This window comes from Shewanella schlegeliana, from assembly GCF_016765635.1.
Classification (GTDB): Bacteria; Pseudomonadota; Gammaproteobacteria; order Enterobacterales; family Shewanellaceae; genus Shewanella; species Shewanella schlegeliana.
The window spans coordinates 136,025-154,027 of sequence record NZ_JAESVD010000008.1 but is presented as its reverse complement, the minus strand read 5'-3'; the positions used below and the strand labels follow the sequence as shown (position 1 = coordinate 154,027).

18 protein-coding genes and 1 pseudogene are annotated in these 18,003 nt (G+C 41.6%); 13 read left to right on the top strand and 6 right to left on the bottom strand.

The features are described 5' to 3' along the window. Positions 1 to 1,121: 1,121 nt before the first annotated feature. The 3 genes from JMA39_RS14710 to JMA39_RS14700 all read left to right on the top strand — a co-directional run bounded on the left by JMA39_RS14710 (position 1,122) and on the right by JMA39_RS14700 (position 3,837). Positions 1,122 to 1,757 (top strand): outer membrane protein assembly factor BamD, encoded by a 636-nt coding sequence (locus JMA39_RS14710; RefSeq protein WP_202722610.1) that lies wholly within the window; start codon positions 1,122 to 1,124, stop codon positions 1,755 to 1,757. Beyond that, a complete protein-coding gene (locus JMA39_RS14705) occupies positions 1,757 to 2,455 on the top strand; it encodes a hypothetical protein (protein WP_202722609.1) in 699 nt (232 codons plus the stop codon). Before JMA39_RS14710 ends, JMA39_RS14705 begins: the two co-directional genes overlap by 1 nt. 143 nt (positions 2,456 to 2,598) lie before the next feature. Continuing rightward, a complete protein-coding gene (locus JMA39_RS14700; protein WP_202722608.1) occupies positions 2,599 to 3,837 on the top strand; it encodes a DUF1963 domain-containing protein in 1,239 nt (412 codons plus the stop codon). Positions 3,838 to 3,998: 161 nt separating this feature from the next. Here the strand turns inward: JMA39_RS14700 and JMA39_RS14695 are convergent, their stop codons facing one another. Together JMA39_RS14695 and JMA39_RS14690 are read right to left on the bottom strand one after the other, a co-directional pair. Beyond that, positions 3,999 to 4,286: a hypothetical protein gene (locus JMA39_RS14695; RefSeq protein WP_202722607.1), complete on the bottom strand. Its 288-nt coding sequence runs from the start codon at positions 4,284 to 4,286 to the stop codon at positions 3,999 to 4,001. A gap of 26 nt (positions 4,287 to 4,312) precedes the next feature. Continuing rightward, a pseudogene (locus JMA39_RS14690) lies at positions 4,313 to 4,447 on the bottom strand (dCMP deaminase family protein); the annotation flags it as partial. A gap of 73 nt (positions 4,448 to 4,520) precedes the next feature. Between JMA39_RS14690 and JMA39_RS14685 the strand changes: the two are divergent. Continuing rightward, positions 4,521 to 6,425 (top strand): alpha/beta hydrolase family protein, encoded by a 1,905-nt coding sequence (locus JMA39_RS14685; protein WP_202722606.1) that lies wholly within the window; start codon positions 4,521 to 4,523, stop codon positions 6,423 to 6,425. Positions 6,426 to 6,469: 44 nt separating this feature from the next. Here JMA39_RS14685 and JMA39_RS14680 read toward each other — a convergent pair whose 3' ends face one another. From JMA39_RS14680 to JMA39_RS21335, 3 genes are all read right to left on the bottom strand, one after another. Continuing rightward, on the bottom strand, positions 6,470 to 6,901 hold the full coding sequence (locus JMA39_RS14680) for a dCMP deaminase family protein (RefSeq protein ID WP_202722605.1): 432 nt from the start codon (positions 6,899 to 6,901) through the stop codon (positions 6,470 to 6,472). A 594-nt stretch (positions 6,902 to 7,495) separates the two neighbouring features. Beyond that, positions 7,496 to 7,810: a cation diffusion facilitator family transporter gene (locus tag JMA39_RS14675; RefSeq protein ID WP_202722604.1), complete on the bottom strand. Its 315-nt coding sequence runs from the start codon at positions 7,808 to 7,810 to the stop codon at positions 7,496 to 7,498. Positions 7,811 to 7,912: 102 nt separating this feature from the next. Then, positions 7,913 to 8,041, bottom strand: coding sequence for a hypothetical protein (locus JMA39_RS21335; protein ID WP_269154449.1), 129 nt, complete (start codon positions 8,039 to 8,041; stop codon positions 7,913 to 7,915). Positions 8,042 to 8,259: 218 nt separating this feature from the next. Here JMA39_RS21335 and JMA39_RS14670 point away from each other — a divergent pair, with 218 nt between their 5' ends. From JMA39_RS14670 to JMA39_RS21330, 5 genes are all read left to right on the top strand, one after another. Then, positions 8,260 to 9,465, top strand: a complete 1,206-nt coding sequence (locus tag JMA39_RS14670) for a paraquat-inducible protein A (protein ID WP_202722603.1) — start codon at positions 8,260 to 8,262, stop codon at positions 9,463 to 9,465. Positions 9,466 to 9,470: 5 nt separating this feature from the next. Further along, a complete protein-coding gene (pqiB, locus tag JMA39_RS14665) occupies positions 9,471 to 11,123 on the top strand; it encodes an intermembrane transport protein PqiB (RefSeq protein ID WP_202722602.1) in 1,653 nt (550 codons plus the stop codon). Between the two features lie 29 nt (positions 11,124 to 11,152). Then, positions 11,153 to 11,764: a PqiC family protein gene (locus JMA39_RS14660; protein ID WP_202722601.1), complete on the top strand. Its 612-nt coding sequence runs from the start codon at positions 11,153 to 11,155 to the stop codon at positions 11,762 to 11,764. Between the two features lie 229 nt (positions 11,765 to 11,993). Continuing rightward, the gene (locus JMA39_RS14655; RefSeq protein WP_202722600.1) at positions 11,994 to 13,100 is read left to right on the top strand and encodes a M20/M25/M40 family metallo-hydrolase; all 1,107 of its coding nucleotides are present in this window, start codon (positions 11,994 to 11,996) and stop codon (positions 13,098 to 13,100) included. Between the two features lie 277 nt (positions 13,101 to 13,377). Continuing rightward, entirely contained in the window at positions 13,378 to 13,503 is a 126-nt protein-coding gene (locus JMA39_RS21330) for a hypothetical protein (RefSeq protein ID WP_269154448.1), read from the top strand. A gap of 58 nt (positions 13,504 to 13,561) precedes the next feature. Here the strand turns inward: JMA39_RS21330 and JMA39_RS14650 are convergent, their stop codons facing one another. Then, complete coding sequence (locus tag JMA39_RS14650) at positions 13,562 to 14,026, bottom strand: cytochrome C (RefSeq protein WP_202722599.1); 465 nt, start codon at positions 14,024 to 14,026, stop codon at positions 13,562 to 13,564. Positions 14,027 to 14,371: 345 nt separating this feature from the next. Between JMA39_RS14650 and JMA39_RS14645 the strand changes: the two genes are divergently transcribed. From JMA39_RS14645 to tsaA, 4 genes are all read left to right on the top strand, one after another. Next, positions 14,372 to 14,620: a DUF3297 family protein gene (locus JMA39_RS14645; RefSeq protein ID WP_202722598.1), complete on the top strand. Its 249-nt coding sequence runs from the start codon at positions 14,372 to 14,374 to the stop codon at positions 14,618 to 14,620. A 157-nt stretch (positions 14,621 to 14,777) separates the two neighbouring features. Further along, complete coding sequence (locus JMA39_RS14640; protein ID WP_202722597.1) at positions 14,778 to 15,704, top strand: glucosaminidase domain-containing protein; 927 nt, start codon at positions 14,778 to 14,780, stop codon at positions 15,702 to 15,704. Positions 15,705 to 16,157: 453 nt separating this feature from the next. Next, positions 16,158 to 17,285, top strand: coding sequence for a GGDEF domain-containing protein (locus tag JMA39_RS14635; RefSeq protein WP_308440727.1), 1,128 nt, complete (start codon positions 16,158 to 16,160; stop codon positions 17,283 to 17,285). Positions 17,286 to 17,336: 51 nt separating this feature from the next. After that, positions 17,337 to 17,852, top strand: coding sequence for a tRNA (N6-threonylcarbamoyladenosine(37)-N6)-methyltransferase TrmO (tsaA, locus tag JMA39_RS14630; RefSeq protein WP_237732844.1), 516 nt, complete (start codon positions 17,337 to 17,339; stop codon positions 17,850 to 17,852). Positions 17,853 to 18,003: the final 151 nt, after the last annotated feature.

Genomic DNA, 18,003 nt, shown 5'->3' with positions numbered 1-18,003 from the left:
CGATGTTTCATGCAAGACGTAATTTGATTTAGCGGTTAAGGAGCCGGCCAGAAAACCCTGGATATAGTAAACGCAGGAGTTTGTTGAGAGGTGCTTAGACCCACTTTTAAGTGACGTACAAGATTCGAGTACCGCTTGTTCCTCATTTGTAGGATCTGCAGCGCCTGCTAGTAACGAAAAAGATAGCGTTAATGTTAGTAGTATTAATAACTGGCTGCTCTTCATTTAAGCTCCTTATTTATATGTGACTTATTCGAGTGTAAGTAATTCGAGAGTCATAAATGAATCATAAGCAGAGTCGTTAAATTAATGGCAAGTCGAGTGTCATAATTGGCAATGACCTGCTTTAGAGTATTAAAGTATTTACTCTATCTGCCTTAGACCTGCCTATATGCTTGTAATTGCCGGCTTATAGAGAGGGGTAATATTAGATTTATTATTCATCCCTGCTTCGAGCTCATATTTTTATTGTTAGGTTATAGTCACTCATTGACCTTAACAGTTAAGAGTAAATGGCTAGTCTGTGTAAACTCGAATATTGTTGCCATATTGTTCGGAAATAACGAACTATTGTTATAAGTGATTGTTTTTTCAGTGTCAACAGTTTGTTGTAAGTGCTTGTTTGGTATAGGTCTTGAAATAATTAAGTTTCAATTTATGTTAAGTTAAGCTTGTTTGAAGCTATTTTTAAGTTTGTTTTAAGTTTTTACGTTGGTTTAATTCATCAGTTGGGTAATATTTCCATTAAGTTTTTGCATCTCTATATAGTGGGTTGGAGTAGCTTTTTAATTTACCGATTTTAGGTGTTATAACTACTTTTTATGGTGAAACTAGGGGAATGAATCTACATTTAATGGCATTTTTTTGTGCCTGCCACTGCTATTTTTCACAAAGGTAGGTAATCAATAATATTGATTTATCATGGATGGATTTACTTTTAACTACGGGAGGTAACTCGCTGTTTACTGCGTGGTTTTTAGCTATGCTTACCAGTATACGAATTGGTCGCTAATCGAAGACATCCATAGCTAATCCTACTCGTCATAGTGAACTACAGACGATGTCATTGGCTGTGTTGATATGTTTGATTAAACCCAAAAATACCACACTAGAGTTTATCTATGATAAAGATTGCACCGCTTGCCCTTGCATCCTTCCCCCTTCTATTTTTGCTAGGTTGCAGTACAAGCTATGAAGCCTCGCAAACAAGATCCGATGAAAGCAATGCCAACAGTCTGTATGTTGAGGCGAGCTTGTATCAACATACAGGTGCATACGACAGAGAGTATGATCTGTTGCAGTACATCATCAAGACCTACCCGGACACCAGCGCTGCGGTTGCTAGCTCATTGGAAATCGGTAAGTTAACTGACAAAGTGTTTAATGGCGGCATTAAAAAAGATAGCGATAAGTACCCGCAATCGACCTATCAAGACTTACTGCGTTCATTGAGTAAGGCTTTGAAAGATAAAGATGCCCACTATCTAGTTTATCATCTAAGCCATTTCGCCAATTTTCCAGATGTAGATATTGATCCTGAGAAAATCGACACTATACGCGCCTTGTTAGAGGCTAATGATCCTCGAATCATTTCCATCATCGATAATATTAACCTGCTGCTAGATAACGATGTTAAGCCTGAGTTTGATGAAGTGCTCGAGCCGCAAGTTGCCGTGCTTTATCAAATGCATTGGCAGGACGTGAGAGGCTTTAGACTGATTAAGGCCAACAATAACTACTATTGGCAGCTAAGATAATGAAAAAACATAACTGCCCAAGCGGCACACCATTGAGCGCCTCTTTGTTGCTGTTAACTCTGAGTTATAGCAGTTTGAGTTTTGCTGCTGTCGATGCGGCCAATATTGAGTTCGTCACTGCAAAGCAGTTAGAGGACAGCATCCAGCTAGACAAGGCCTATGACAAGTACCAAGAGATTGCCGAGCAATACAGCCCATCGACTATCGCCAAATTAAGCAAAATTCGACTGAATGAACTTAATAGTCAGGTATTTAGAAATGGCGTTAAAGTGGATAACGACAAGTATCCCCAAGTGAGTAAACTGGCGTTGGCAAAGTCAGTGGCCAAAGCGCTATCGAGTCATGATTACCCGTATTTTTTTGCTCATTTAGGGATGCCTGAAGATGGAACTGTGTTTTATGCAGGTTTAGACCAAGAGGAATATAACGGCCTTGTTAAGCAAGTATCTGAGCTGAAGCCTGCTGTTCGCGAACGTCTTATCAATGATTACAGCGCAATTGCGGCTAGCTTACAAAACGAAATCGATAAGACAATTGCTGGCGCAATCGCTAATGCAAAACAGAGCAAATTTAGCTTATCGATCAATGGCTGTCGTATCGCAGACTCGATTAATACTTGTTATAACTACCGCTCCGAGCAAGGCAACCGTTACATCATCTTGGAGCAAGCGGGTCGATTTTATTTTTCTGGGCTTTAATTGTGAAAACGCATTGCGGAAAACTAATGTTTAAAAATTAATGCAGCTTGCTAAAGCCACTCTTATCTTACGGATGATTGATAATGGGTGGCTTTCTAATGTTTAACTTTGTGTTGTTTAACCTTTGTCACTTAAGGGCAGTTATGTTGAAAGAGTGGTTTTGGATTTTTAAAAAAATAAAGTCGAATGAGCAGTTTGTTGAGCATCTACCTGCATTGCAAGATCTGCTGGATGCAGGGCAAGATATTCATGAGCGTGACGGTAAAGGGCGCAGCGCCTTAGAGTACGTTTTTGCTAAACCTTTGCCATGTGTTGAGCTGGTATCTTGGCTGCTTAACCAATCAAGTTTTGATCCGGCCAAAGAAGCAAGTCTCTATCCATACAGTGTTGATTTACCTAAGGGGCATTTCCAGCTCACAAAGGCCAATAACATGATGGATAGATTAGATGAGTTAATGCCATCGGCGCGTTGTGATCTTGAAGATATTACTGAGAAAGCCCGTTTAGCTGAGCCCTATTTACGCTTGTTAGCTAAGTTTGAACAGGCAGGCTTAACCAATCAATACCAATCCGGTAGTGAGTTTTATAAGCAAGCGTTTGCAAACAGGCTAGAAAGTCAGTTGCAACTGCGGAAGCTAGAAGCGCAGTTCGATGATCTCTGCGTTGGTTTTCATATGCTTGCTGCAGAATATGACAGTGAATTCCAGAGTCGTATTGCCGGTGCACCTTGGCTGCCCAGTTCTGACTCCGCTATCGCTCGCGCGAATTTGGACGTTATCAACAAAGATGAAAGTCTAAAGCTTGCCTTCCAAATTAACTTTGCCCAGTTACAAGGGCGCAATCCAGTCCTACCAAGTAAAGGCTTACTGCAGGTTTATCTTCAAGAGCCTGATGAGGGAGAGGAGCCTACGGGTCGCTGCGAGGCTATATTCTGGACGGAGGCCGATATGGAGGGTTTGAATTGGGTGGAATATCCAGATAGAGCGATAACTGGGGACTCTCTAGCGCCCTCGGGTTTTGATGTTAGCTATCGTAAAGCGGGTCACTATCCTATTCGCTGGCAGGCATACACCCAGTTGCCATTAAGTGAAGCTGAAATTACTGCCGCCATCGATAAAAATAGTTTAGTAATTGATCCTGAACTTTATACGGATTTGTACTATGACTATGGTTTAATGCCTCGGATTGAAGCGCGCACGCGGGAAGTCTTTACTGAAGAGGGAACGTTCACTGAAGAGGCATACCTTCCTGAAAATCATATCGCTATCTTAAGCTATTTATATACAGACTTTGGAAGCTGTATCTATAGTATTCCAGTCGATGCACTATGGGGCGATGAGACTGATTGGCGCCAGTTAACCCATATTTTTTGTTACGATTAATGCAACCACTTGGACGCCCATGGATCTTTAATAGCGCGTCCTTGTGTGGCTTGTTCACAATGAGTTAGAGCTAGATCGGCTAGCCAAATTCGTTATAGCCATCAACCAACGAGAAGCTGATGCCTTGCGGGTTGTGCTCGATGATTGTATCGACGAGGCTTTTATGAAAAAAGCTTGTTTTTCAAGCGGCTGCCTCTGAATATCAGTCTTTTCTCTAAAGCAATTTCATTTAACTTGCTCTCATCTAAAACCCGTTTATTCATTCCTGAGATAAATTCACCACCATTAAATTTGTCGTAGTAGTCAAACTCGCTGTGTTGGCGGTCAATCGCTTCGATTTCGTTGCGAACCTGGATCATGTGATAAAGGTGTTCACCTTGATCGATTAATTGCTTGTTCAGCAGATTAGAAAGCAAAAGGGCGCCAATTAGCGCCCTTTTAATGATCAAGGTAATGCCTTGTTAGCTCATGTGTATTAGTCGACCTGCATCCAATCGACCTTAACACCGGCTTGGTCGAACATATCTTGGCTAATCTTAATTTTATCTGCCCAGCGAGATAGAAAGTCCTTGCTTGGTTTTAGGCTATGCACCGTGCTTAAACCTGTTTGGGTTGTCTATATATTTGACATTCAACTGGCTGAAGTTGTAGGTTAAGCGGCTAAAACGCAAAGGATTTGTGATATGAACGTTCGATGGTTCTTCTGTCTTGCTCTATTTTTTCAACCTTATCTTTTGGCATATGAACTTTTGCCCGTAGATGCTTTCGGAGCTTTACCTCAATCCGAACAAGTAAAACTATCACCTGATGGTAAACACTTCTCCTATGTTATCAATAAAAGTGGTAATAGCTATCTGGGTGTAACAAATATTCAGACTGGTGAAAAGCGAATTTTAGTCCATACCGATAATCAAATATTTAAAATTACTTGGTACCTATGGGCTAACAATCAACAAATTTTAATTAGTGCCGATTACCCTGCTGGTAAGAAGCAAAAAAAGCACACTATTACTCGATTGTTAAAAATTAAAATTGATGGGAAATCTAAAGCTGAGTCAGTATTTCAGCCAAGAGTAGGCGATCTGAGGCCTCAGTTTCAAAACAGGATCATCGATATCTTGCCTGATGAGCCTAATCATATCCTCATGCAGTTGAGTTTAAAGTCTTATAATCGACCCGATGTATATAAGTTAGATATAAGCTCAAAGAGAAAGCGCAGCCTTGTTCACAGAGGGAACAGTGATACAACTTTTTGGATGGCTGACAGGCAGCATAGAGTAAGATTAGGTTATGCAATTGATGAAACCAAAAGGTTTTATCGGCTATGTGATAAAAACGGCGAAAATTGGCGTAAAGTTTGGGAATATGAACTATTTGATGAGCCTGATGTGACGCCATTAGGCTTTGGTTTAAATCCTGAACACTTATATATACGAGCCTTACATAAAGGTCGTTATGCCATTTTTGTTGTCGATGTATCGACTAAAGACTTAGATAGAGAACTTATTTACGCTGATGCCCGTTATGACATTGAAGGCTCGCTAATATACTCAACTAAAACCAATGATGTTATAGGCGTCTATCATGGTGAGGCGAATAACGGAAAAATATACTTTGATGAGAAGTATGAAGAGTTCCAAGCAGCGCTGAACAAAGCAATTCCAGATTCATTTAATGATATTGTGAGTATGAGCCACGATGAAAATAAATATATTTTGTTTAGTAGAAGTAATGCTACCCCAGGTGCTTATTACTTAGGTGATCGAAAAGCTAAATACATCGACTATATTTTGCAGCAATACCCTAAGCTATATGAGCAGTCGCTATCTCCAAAAACTAAAATAAAATACCAATCCCGTGATGGTATTGAAATTGAAGGCTATGTCACTCTTCCTCACAAAAATGTACCAAATAAGCATGCTGCTATAGTGATACCACATGGTGGTCCTATGGTGCGTGAGTATTCTGGCTTTGATTGGTTTTCTCAATTTTTTGCCAGTCGAGGTTATACGGTATTGGAACCTAACTTCCGAGGATCCTCTGGTTATGGGTTTGAATTCGAGGTGGCTTCAATACGTCAATGGGGAGGGAAAATGCAAGATGATTTAGCAGATGCGGCTCACTGGATGGTAAAGCAGTATCGGATTCCAGCTAAGCAAGTATGTATTGTAGGCTCTAGCTACGGTGGTTATGCGGCTATGATGGCTGCTGTAAAACAGCAAAATACATTTAAATGTTCTGCTAGTTTTGCCGGAGTATCCGATCTTGAATATATTGTTAGCTCAGCTAAAAACTTCACTAATTATGACATAGTAAAAAAACAATTTGGTAGTGACAGTGACTATCTCGAACAACAGTCGCCAGTCAATTTTTCTAAGAAGATAAATATTCCATTACTACTTATTCATGGTGAACACGATACTGTGGTAGATGTATACCATAGCCGTGAAATGTATGCTGAACTCAAAGCTGTAGGTAAACAAGTCGATTATATCGAGCTAAAAAATGGTAACCACTATCTAGAGATTGAAGCGAATCGCTTAGCGACCTTAGAAGCTATTGAAGCGTTTCTAAATCGGCATTTATAAAAATAACAGCAGAGTATGCTTAATAACAGTACTCTGCAGTCATGTTAAGCCTGCATCCAATCGACCTTAACACCGGCTTGGTCGAACATATCTTGGCTAATCTTAATTTTATCTGCCCAGCGAGATAGAAAGTCCTCGCTTGGTTTTGGGCTATGCACCGTGCTTAAACCTGTTTGGATTATCTTGGCTGCGCAGTTAGGGCAGGGGAAGTGAGTCACCCATATTTCGCAGCCGCTAAGGTCGCGCTTAGCATAGAGAATGGCATTCTCTTCTGCATGGAGTGTTTTTAGTAGCTTCATCTCTCGGTTATCGGTTTCGGCACTATCTGAGATCCCGTGTGGGTAGCCGTTGAAACCTAAGGAGACAATTCGGTTATCTTCAGTGATCACCGCACCCACTTGAGTGGAGGGATCTTTACTCCAAGATCCAACAAGCTCGGCCATCTGTAAGAAACGTGTCGCCCACTTTGTCATCATCTAACTGAAACTCCTAAATTAATACTGTTGAATAAACCGCTATCATTAACTGTTATTCTCTATGGAGAACAATGATAAATCAATAAGCAGGAGGAGGGTAAACTTTAATTGAATTGTCATATCCGGATCCTTTCACAATTCAACTAGTACAGATTGTTATATTCGGGACTCTTTGCCATCTATATTTATACATAAAAGCGATGACGAAGATGACTAGAGTTGACTCAATAGAGGAAAAATATGGATAGACCTTGCACTAAGCCTACTCCATCGTTACGGCTCACTAGCACTTACTAACAAAGTTGCAGATATTACTAAAGTCTTGAAGTGGACACTCTAAATCATTGATAATTAATGTAGTAATAGGAGTTGGTGGAGGCTCAATATTTCTTTGTGGCTAAAGGTGAGGATATGATTACTGCAGCTACTGTTCTCGATAGCTAGTGACTCTTGGACTCATTTTTTTTGGTTAACAGGCTTAATCGGGATTGACTCTTTTTGGTATTGCCCTTTATTTCGTTGTAAGCATGGCAGCAAAATAAGGTTACTGCCATGTGAGCTTAGCAACACAAATTAACAATAATATATTATCAATTAGTCCTTATGGCCTGTTTTATGGTGCTCTCTCGTTGATTCTTTATGGTCATGCTTTTTAACTTTATGGTGTTTATGCTCATTATGTTCATGACGATCATCATGGGTTTGTACAGAATGTTTATGACCTGTTGGATTTCCACCATGTTGAGTGTGAGGATGGCTTTTTTCATGATCTCGCGTTTGATGATGGTCTTTATTGTGTTTATGCTCATGTTGATCGTCGTATTTATCCCCATCATTGTACTTTCGTTCCATACGCTCATGTTCAAACTCAGCTGTATGTTGCTGATCATGATTGGATTGATTACTCATTTTTACGCCTCTAAATTAGATAACTATCAGTTGATGGGTCTAGGTTGCGCTTAAGCTAAACGTAAAGTTGTGATATTGGTCACGCTTTATTCGAGGGCTAAATTAATTAAAGATCATCAAAATTTCATCATGAAAATCATCATTTTCGTTGTTACGGAAAATTACCTGCATTTGGGTTTTCATTATCATCCCATTGGCCTGAAGTGAGTTTTGCGATTTTGACCTATTCATAAACATATCTCCTATGCAAAAAGCTTAGGTGACATTTGTCCATAAGACTCGGGGCAGTCCAAAGGTAGGAAAACTTGTCCATAAGACTTGGGGCAGCCCATGTTGCGCTATAGCTAAAATTTATAAACTTGAGTATTTTTATACTGGGTTGTAAACTTTTAGCTTAGATTTATCCTGTTGTTGAAGTCAAAACACCTAAATTAGGTTTGATTAACTGTATGGTTATTAAGAGTGGTAAAAACAATAGTTTAAATGAGCCTGATGTCTGTGGTGAGTGTGAGCTTACCTTATTGATCCCCAAGTTAGCGGTAAACCAAAAAGCGCTTTGTCCTCGTTGTGGCTACCTTTTAACGGCTAGACGTAATAACTGCTTGGATCGTATCCTTGCGTTTGCCATTTCAGCGTTAATTTTCTTGATCCTATCATTTCAATTTGAGTTTATTTCTTTTGAATATAATGGTTTAGGAGATAGCATTAAGCTCTTAGACAGCGTGAGTATTCTTATTGATAATGGTTATGCTTGGCTTGCCATTATCGAAGTGGCTAGCGTATTTGTTATCCCCGGTTTCATATTAATCTCTCTTATCTACTTAGTGTTTTTTCTCAGGCAAGGTCGCTATCCACCTAAAGGGCTAGGCCTCACAAGTGTGATATTTAAATTGATACCTTGGAATATGGTAGAGATTTTCTTAATAGGAACCTTAGTAAGCTTTGTAAAGATAATTTCGATAGCAGAGATTGGTTTGGGGACTTCCTATTTTTCATTTATTTTATTTTCAATTTCAATGACTGCCGCGTTATTACACTTGGATAAAAGAGCATTTTATCAAGCGTTAACAATGAGGCGCGCTGAACAGCAGCGAGTCCGCGTTCCAGTGTCTGAGCCTGCCGAGCCCAAACTCATACCTCAAGTGACAAGCAGTGATAAACGTCGAGCTAACAGCCTATCAATTCAAAAAACTTGGGCATTAATTATTACTGCAATTCTTCTTTACATTCCGGCTAATATTTTGCCGATAATGAATACTCAATTTTTAGGACAGAATGAACCTAATACCATAATTGGTGGGGTATTATTACTCTGGCAAGAAAAGTCATATCCTATTGCTATGGTAGTCTTTATTGCCAGCATTATGGTACCGATTACTAAAATAGCTAGCCTTATCTGGTTAAATTACAGCGTACAGATCCACTCGGGTCAATTATCGCATCAACGAATACTTTTGTACCGCGCTGCAGAGTTTATTGGTCGCTGGTCCATGGTGGATATATTTGTGGTGATTACACTCACAAGCTTGGTTCAGCTTGGCAATACCATGAGCATAATACCTGGCCCTGCTAGTTTGGCTTTTTCGGCGGTCGTCATCGTAACTATGTTAGCTGCAATGAGCTTTGAGCCAAAATTAATCTATAACGAGTATTAAAATTTATGAAAACACAACAGCCCCTTGATGCAGAGATTAAAACAGTGAAAACAATCTCTACTATCTGGTTTGTGCCCATAGTTGCCCTACTGATTGGTGGCTGGATGGTGTATTACCACATAAGTAACCAGGGCCCGACTGTGACCATTCTTTTTAATTCTGCAGAGGGGATGGAAGCGGGAAAAACAAAAATAAAATCGAGATCGGTTACTATTGGCGAGGTTGAAACCATTAAGCTCAATGATCAAGATGATGGCGTTATTGTCACTGCAAGAATGTCAAAAAATACTGAAAAAATGCTGATGGAAGACAGTAAGTTTTGGGTGGTGAGCCCAAAAGTTGCCCTCTCAGGGATCACTGGTTTAGATACATTAATATCCGGTGTGTATATTGAGCTCTCACCGGGCTCATCTAAGCAAGGTCGTAATGAATTTACCGCCTTAAACTCTCCTCCCATTACGCCAAAGGGGACGCCTGGCTTACAAGTCACATTAATCAGTGATAAGGAGTTCGCTTACTCTCAGGGGGACCCTATTATCTATAAAGGGTTAACCGTCGGTAAAATTGAAGAGGTGCACTTTAATATCAATGAACGCGCTGTTTATTACAATGCATTTATTCATGCTCCATACCATGAGCTACTCACTAATAACACTCGATTCTGGGATGCTAGTGGTTTAGTGGTTGACCTCAATGCTGAGGGGATTTCACTTAAAACAGGTAGTCTTCAAACCATATTAACCAATGGCGTGACCTTTGGCATACCGGACGGAATGCCATTGGGAACTAAAATTAATGAGCTAGACTCTTTTCAAATTTTTGATGACTATCAAGGTGCCAGTAATGCCCGCTATAAATACTCACTACAATATGTGATGTTAGTGAGTGATACGATTCGAGGATTAAGTGTCGGTGCGCCAGTGGAGTATCGCGGTGTGACGGTAGGTGAGGTTTCCTCCGTTGAATTGATAACTACAGATCCTAGCATCATGTACAGCGAGGCAGTTCGTATTCCTGTGCTGCTCAGCATACAGCCTGGTCGAATAGGCTTGCCTGATAATGAACAAGGCATGGCCTTGATGAAGAAACATAATACCCTGTGGATTAAAGAAGGATTAAGGGCCAGCTTGAAAACAGGTAGCTTACTGACAGGAAGTTTATTTGTTGAGTTACAGCATTTTGATTTACCACGACTAGAGAAGCTTGAGACTTATCAAAATTATCCAGTAATCCCGACGGTAAAAGATCAGTATTCTCAATTGATTGATAAAGTTGAGCTATTTGTCGACAAGCTGAATGGTTTGCCATTAGATGAGCTAACGGGTAATGCCAATGTCACCCTAGTTAATGCAGCCAGTCTGCTTAGCGAGCTTCAGCATACGAGTCAAAATCTAGATAAGTTATTAGTCAGTGCTGAACAGCAAGGCTTAATTAAGCAGTTAAGAGTCGCATTGGATAGTTTTGAAACATTGAGCCAAGATTTCTCATCTGGATCTCAAGGTTATGAGGGGTTACAGGAAGCGATGAAGAGTATTTCAGATGTGATGTATGAGCTTAAGCCTTTGTTGGAGCAATTAAAGCACAAACCGAATGGTCTTATCTTTGACTCTGGTAGCCAAGACTTAGAGCCCAAAAAACATTCAGAGGTTAACCAATGAGACTGATATTAACAATGAGACTGGGCTTAATGAGTTTAATCGGTGCCGCCTTGTTACTTACAGGGTGCAGTTCTGCTCCAAGCAGCAATAGTTATTACTTGTTAAATAGCTACTCGGCAGCAGGGAAAACATCACAAGGGCAGATTGAATTAAATCAGGGCGTTGAGCCTAGTGAAAAAACCAGTGTTGGGCTCACTGTGCAATTGGCGGAATATTTAAACTCTCCCTATCTCGTGATGCAGATTAATCAGCACAAACTGAGCTATGCCAGCTTTCACATGTGGGCTGAACCATTAGCCGATGAGACCTTAAAAGCCTTACAGCTTGATTTAAACGCTATCAGTAAAACGCTTAAATTTGTCCCAGAAGCCGAAGCTCTGCAGGCTAATGAGCTAGCGCAGCTGTCTATTGAAATCGATTATTTCTATGTGACAGCACAATCTAAGGTGGTGCTATCGGGTCGTTATCAATATAACAACAAGTTAGAAATGCAAGGTAAAGCAAAGGGGCAACAGGCCATTGAACAAACTTTTACCTTTGAGGAACCATTAGAAGCGGATGGGTATTCGCAATCCGTTACCCAGATGAGAAGTTTGCTGTTAAAACTGGCTAAACAGATCGCTGTCAATATTGAGCGTTAGTACCCGCGTTGTTATCACGCTAGCCTTATTCAAAATAGCTGTGTAGAGCGATTCCTAGTGCTTAGTGCCTGTCTCTTATTTACAGCCTTCAGTTATAACAGAGGAGTCGCAGGCTCCTCTGTTATAAACGATGAGTATTCGGACATTTCTTTGATATAACTCAGCTATCCCATGTATCACTTGGGTTTATGATGCTGGACTATATTCGCAAAAAAGAAGTCGCATACAGATGAAAATTATCAATCAAGAAAGACTCGTCGAACATTTTATTTCGCTGGTGAAAATTGACAGTGAATCAGGTAATGAAAAAGCGGTTGCTGAAACCTTAGTTGAACAGCTCGGTCAACTGGGCTTTGAGGTGACTCAGCTTGCTGTTCCAGGCTCCATTTCAAACGGCTTTAATATCTACGCTAAGCTGCAAGGTGAGCTCGATGGAAGTATTGTTTTCAGCAGCCATATGGACACTGTGACGCCGGGCAATGGTATTGAACCTATCATCGAAGACGGCATTATTCGCTCTCAAGGTGACACCATTTTAGGTGGCGATGATAAATCGGGGATCGCCGCAGTGATGGAAGCGGTTCGTAGCATTCAAGATAGCGGCGAAGCTCATAAAACAATTGAAGTGGCCTTCACTGTTTATGAAGAGCGCGGCATGCACGGTTCTAAAAACTTCGATATCAGCAAGATTGAATCTAAACAAGCGATTGTGCTCGACTCTGGCGGCCCTATTGGCACCATTATTACCACTGCACCGGGTCAGCAAAGCCTAAAAGTGACGATCAAAGGTAAGCCTGCCCACGCGGGACTTGAGCCAGAAGCTGGCATCAATGCGTTGACGGTCGCTGCCGATGCGATAAGCAATATGCAGCTGAGTCGTATTGATGATGAGACCACCGCCAATATCGGTGTGGTGCGAGGCGGTCAGGCGACCAATATCGTAATGCCTGAGCTGCACATTGAAGCAGAGGCTCGCTCATTGAATGATGATAAGCTGGCAAAGCAAGTAACGCATATGGTGTCGACCTTTGAAGCGGCGGCGCAAAAGCATGGTGCGAGTATAGAGATTGACTCAAGCCGCTCTTATAACGCCTACCATATCTCAGATGATGATGCGCATGTAGTTGCGATTAAGGCTGCCTTTGAGGCCATAGGGATTGAAGCGGTTACTAAGCCAACAGGCGGCGGTTCTGATGCCAACATCTTTAATGAACAAGGTTTAAAGACGGTTAACTTGTCGACGGGTATGTCGAAGGTGCACACTACCGATGAGTTCATCGCGGTTGCCGATATGGTGGCAATTACCAACTTTGTTCGTGCTTATCTAACGCGTTAATTACTACGTTAGTGTCTCGTTAGTAGCGTTAGATTTAGCGATAACAGAATGCACAGCCTGTGAGGCAGAGCCGCTCTCTTAATTGGTAGCGGCTTTTTAATTGATGGATCACCATCAAATTTACTATTTTGCAGGCTAAGATTAATTTTAGTTGTGGTTAAGATTAACATTATTTAAAGCAACTGTTTCTGTGAGTAAAATCAAATTTCAAAGTAAACCTCTGTGCAATATTCATACAGACTAATCTGTGGGGATCTAATTGAACGAGAGGTTTTCGATGGAATTTTTAGATGATGTGCCTACCCTTTTCTTACTGGCAGGGAGTATCGCCATTATTCAGTTTTTGGTTGTCGCTTTTGGGCTAATGATCAATAGGCTGCAAGGTCTCTTTAGTCAGCAATAGCGCCTATCAATAAAAAGCCTGCATAGCAGGCCTTTTTTATCTAATGGTTTTGATTTAGCTATTGTCGATCGTATCGATAGGGAGAGTATTGCGTTCGGGTGTAAGGGGCCAGTGTGTAATAGGGTTGCAAAAACACCACTAGGTTAACCAACTCATCGACAGTCATTACGCTATTAAAGCTCACCATTTTTGATCTGCCATCGACCTGAACGGCAGACTTGGGGTATCCCTCTATGAAGGTGTGCGATGGATTAATAATTCCGGTTACCAGCGAGGCGTAGGTTTTAACTTTGTTCGATTCACCACCTAGAGGGATCGATAATATTGAGTGTTCGATAACTTCCGGTTGCTCAAGCCCCTCTAACTGATGGCACGAGAGACATTGATACTTCAGGAACACCTGTTTTCCTTTGGCTGTATTGCCATCGGGGAGGCTAAAGCCTTGAGGCGAATCTACCGATTTGTCACAACCTGATATTGCAGCTGCAATTAGGCCTAGCATGCATAGATGTAGAAATTTCATACTCTGTCACTCCATCCTTATTGATCTATTGCCACTACCAGTAATGAGCAGCAATGAACAATCATCACGGTTTGTATTACTTTCGTTTCGTCATTAGCCAGCATCGATATTAATTACCGTTCTGTAACTTAAGGGGCTTAGATTGTTTTTGGCTGTAAGTGAATTATAGTCTGTTTTGCTTGTTTTTTAATCTGGGGCGCTGGCTGTCACTACTGCCGATAAGCGGTCTTGAATACTAGTGAGAATCCACTAACATTTATTGCAGTCGCTATTGAGCGTTAGGCCTGTATTGCCTACAATAGCGCACTTTTTATTTACTTCGATTTTATACTACAGGCCACGATTATGACCGACACTACAGCACAACCAGCTTTACCGGATCGTCTTTCAGTTAACCCACGTAGCCCACACCATGTGGAAGCTATTTTCGAGTTTGATATCGGTATCAAGGTTAACGGCAAAGAACGTTTTGATGTTGAAGAGTATTGCATCAGCGAAGGCTGGGTAAAAGTACCTTCACACAAAGCATTAGACCGTCGTGGTCAACCGCTTATGATTACTGTGAAGGGCGAAGTTGAAGCTTTCTACAAGTAATTGCAGAGTTTCTCTGTAAATAAAAGGTCGCAATAGCGGCCTTTTTTGTTTTTTAACTAAGACTTACGCTAGCCTGACTCAAACTAGTTTTTAAGGTTTGGCTGATATATATTGCAGTGACTCGCCTGACTTTTCCCTTTTAATTGAGAACACTTAAATGTCCTGTTCAAGAATCCTTGCTAGTTTACTTTTACTGGTTTCTCCTTGTACCTTGGCTAGCCCTGCCTTGTACCTAAACCAGAGCTTGCCTCTGTCTCCCGAAAAAATTCAACAGCCTTATCATAAGGTAAGCGTTAATACACTTAGCTCAGCTGAGGAGCTTATCGCAGCCTTTAATAATAACGGATATCTGCTTACGGCCGTCAAGCAGAGCAATAGATTGCCTAGCTACTATGTTGAGAACTTGCCTAGCGATTTAAATGCGTTGCCTGTCTCGCAAAAAACATCTGGCTTTATTCGACTACTGTTGCCCACGATTAAGGCTGTGAACGAGCGTATTTTACTGATAAGAGACGAGTTAAGCAGATTATCGACCAAGCCTAAATCCCAGTGGTCTGAGGCCGAGGGACGCTGGGTGCAGACATTGTCAGAGTCCTACGCGATTAAGTCAGGGGAAATAGACGAGCTACTTTTGCATATCGATATTATTCCTGTTGGTATGGTGCTCGCTCAAGGTATCGATGAGAGCGGTTGGGGCACAAGTCACTTCGCCATCGCGGGTAACAACCTCTATGGTGAACATCTGCCCCACGATGGCGGCAAGTTTTTAACCACGCCGGGCGGTCATGTGAAGGTGGCTGCATTTAGCGATCTGTATCAGAGCACCGCAAGCTATATGCATAACCTCAATACGACACGAGCTTACAAGGAGCTTAGGCTGTTGCGACAGCAGCTGCGAGCGCAAAATAAGTTAACAGGGTATGAGTTGGTGCAATCTCTTAAGCATTACTCAACTCGTGGTCAGGCCTATGTGGACAACTTACGTGCACTGATCAAACACCACCATTTAGATGATTTCGACCAAGCCAAGCTGAACACCAACGACAGTGTTTTTTATAGTTTTAGTGATGGCGACAAAGCATAATCGGTATTAACTTATCGCCTCTTTTTTGGCTCGGGGCTTAAACGGTAATAGAAAGGTCGCAATAGCGGCCTTTTTTTTATGCTGATTTTATATCTATGATATTGACCACAAAGGCATTATTTTTCAGTTGTTATGATAATGCACCTTGTCGGCTTTATCTTATGAAAATAGTGTCGACTTATTAGGGCTGTGTATTGCTGTTTTGAACTCATCTCCCTTAACCCATTTGATGACAGAATCACTCACTCGCATATCAACTTAAGTAATGGCTTCTATTATGGCTTATGTAATGACTTATAAAAGATTAAGCATGAGTTGGAGGCTGGCGACTTAATGGGGCTGTACATAGCTAAGGGCTAGACTTGATTAATATTGAGGTTTGTTTTGTCTGCTTTTTATTATCGTTGCCGTTACTTTTTTCTTCCTCTTATCTTCACGGCCCTGGGCCTAGCTTTGAGCGAGATCTATCAATCAGACTTGCAGGCGTGGCAGGGGGTGATAGAGCAGCTTCCCTATTGGTTACTGCCGGCCGCAATCGCAATCGCGCTGCAGTTTAACCGTAGCCGCTTAGCCTATTTAGCTGCAATCATGCTGGCTTACTATCTGTGTGTGACTCAGGATTTGCTTGAGTCAGCATTGCTGGCGCAATACTCACAGCAGATCTTACTCGGTGGAGCATTCACCATCGGCGGGTTTGCTTTCATTAAAGACAGGGGGCTGTTATCTCCCCATGGCTTGGTGAGAGTGCTTGGTTGCGGGCTTTGTTTGGCAGCAGGTTTTGGTTGGCTATGGGTTAATCGCGAGTTTAAATTACAGCTAGATGAGGCTCTTCCCGCGCCGTTTAACATGGAAGTCAGAGTGTTAGCACCATTGTACCTGTGTGGTTTACTGGTTCTTATCCGAGGCCTGTGGCAGACAAGTTTGGTTAATAGCGCCATCTTTATCACGTTTGCACTTTGGGCTGTACAGTTTGAGTTTATCGGCTTAGTTTCACTTGCAACCTCGATGACAGTATTAGCCATTATCTATATTTTGACTGTGCTGACCGACTCCTATTTCTTGGCTTATCGTGATGAACTCACAGGGCTTGCCTCCCGCCGCGCCCTGTATAACTTAGTGTTATCTTTGGGGCGAAAATATAGCGTGGCCATGCTGGATATCGACCATTTTAAGAAGTTTAACGATACCTATGGTCACGATGTTGGTGATCAGGTGTTGAAGTTAGTCGCCAGCAAAATCGATGCTGTACGCGGTGGGGGTAAAGCTTTTCGTTATGGTGGTGAAGAGTTCACCATTATCTTCCCCCGTAAGGATGCGCAATCGACCCTTAGTTACCTCGAAGAGGTGCGCCAGACAATTGAGGAGTACGATATTGTGCTTCGCAATGAGCAGCGTAAGAGTCAATCTAAGGCTAAGCGTGGTAAGGCTAAAACGAATCATCAGCAGCGAACGGTGAGTGTGACTATTTCGATAGGGGTCGCAGAGCATCAAAGTGGTGAAACCTTTGAGCAAACAATGAAGCGGTCTGATCAAGCCTTGTATAAAGCAAAGAAAAAGGGACGTAACCAAGTCTGTGTTTAATCGGATTGGTCGTTTAATTATGTGCGGCCGATTACGCTACAGAGTAAATATTTGGCGTATGGTACTTGGCATATTTTTGATGTTGAGACCATGATAATGATATTTGATACCATAGGCTATGCACAGACGGCTTATAAAACGATTAATGATATGCCCATTCAAGGGGTGGGGATTGCCGATAACTTAGCGCAAATAGTGATAGATAAGTCGCTGCAACCTGGGTTACAAGACCTTGCTGAGTTCTCACATATTTATGTGATTTTTCATCTACATAAAATGAGTGAGCCTGCGCTGACGGTGATCCCTTTTCTCGACACTAAACCACATGGCATTTTTGCTACTCGCTCGCCTAAAAGGCCGAATCCAATCGGCCTCTCTATCGCTGAGATCGACCACATCGAAGATAACATTATTTATGTGAAAGATATCGACCTGCTTGATGGCACGCCCATTTTAGATATAAAGCCCTATATTCAAGCGTTCGATAATATAAAAAACACTCGAGATGGCTGGTATGAACAGGGGATGGATCCGAAAAAGACCCGTTCGGATGGGCGCTTTAAGTAATTGTGACTTGGGAACTAAGGGCCCGTGCAATGGCAGATGTGTAGCCAAAAACAGTAGTGATAATTTTAGTTAACTGACGCTTTTTACGCCTAGATTTAATAAATAAATCATATTCGAGGCGTACCATGTTGTTAGCAGGTAAAAAATGTGG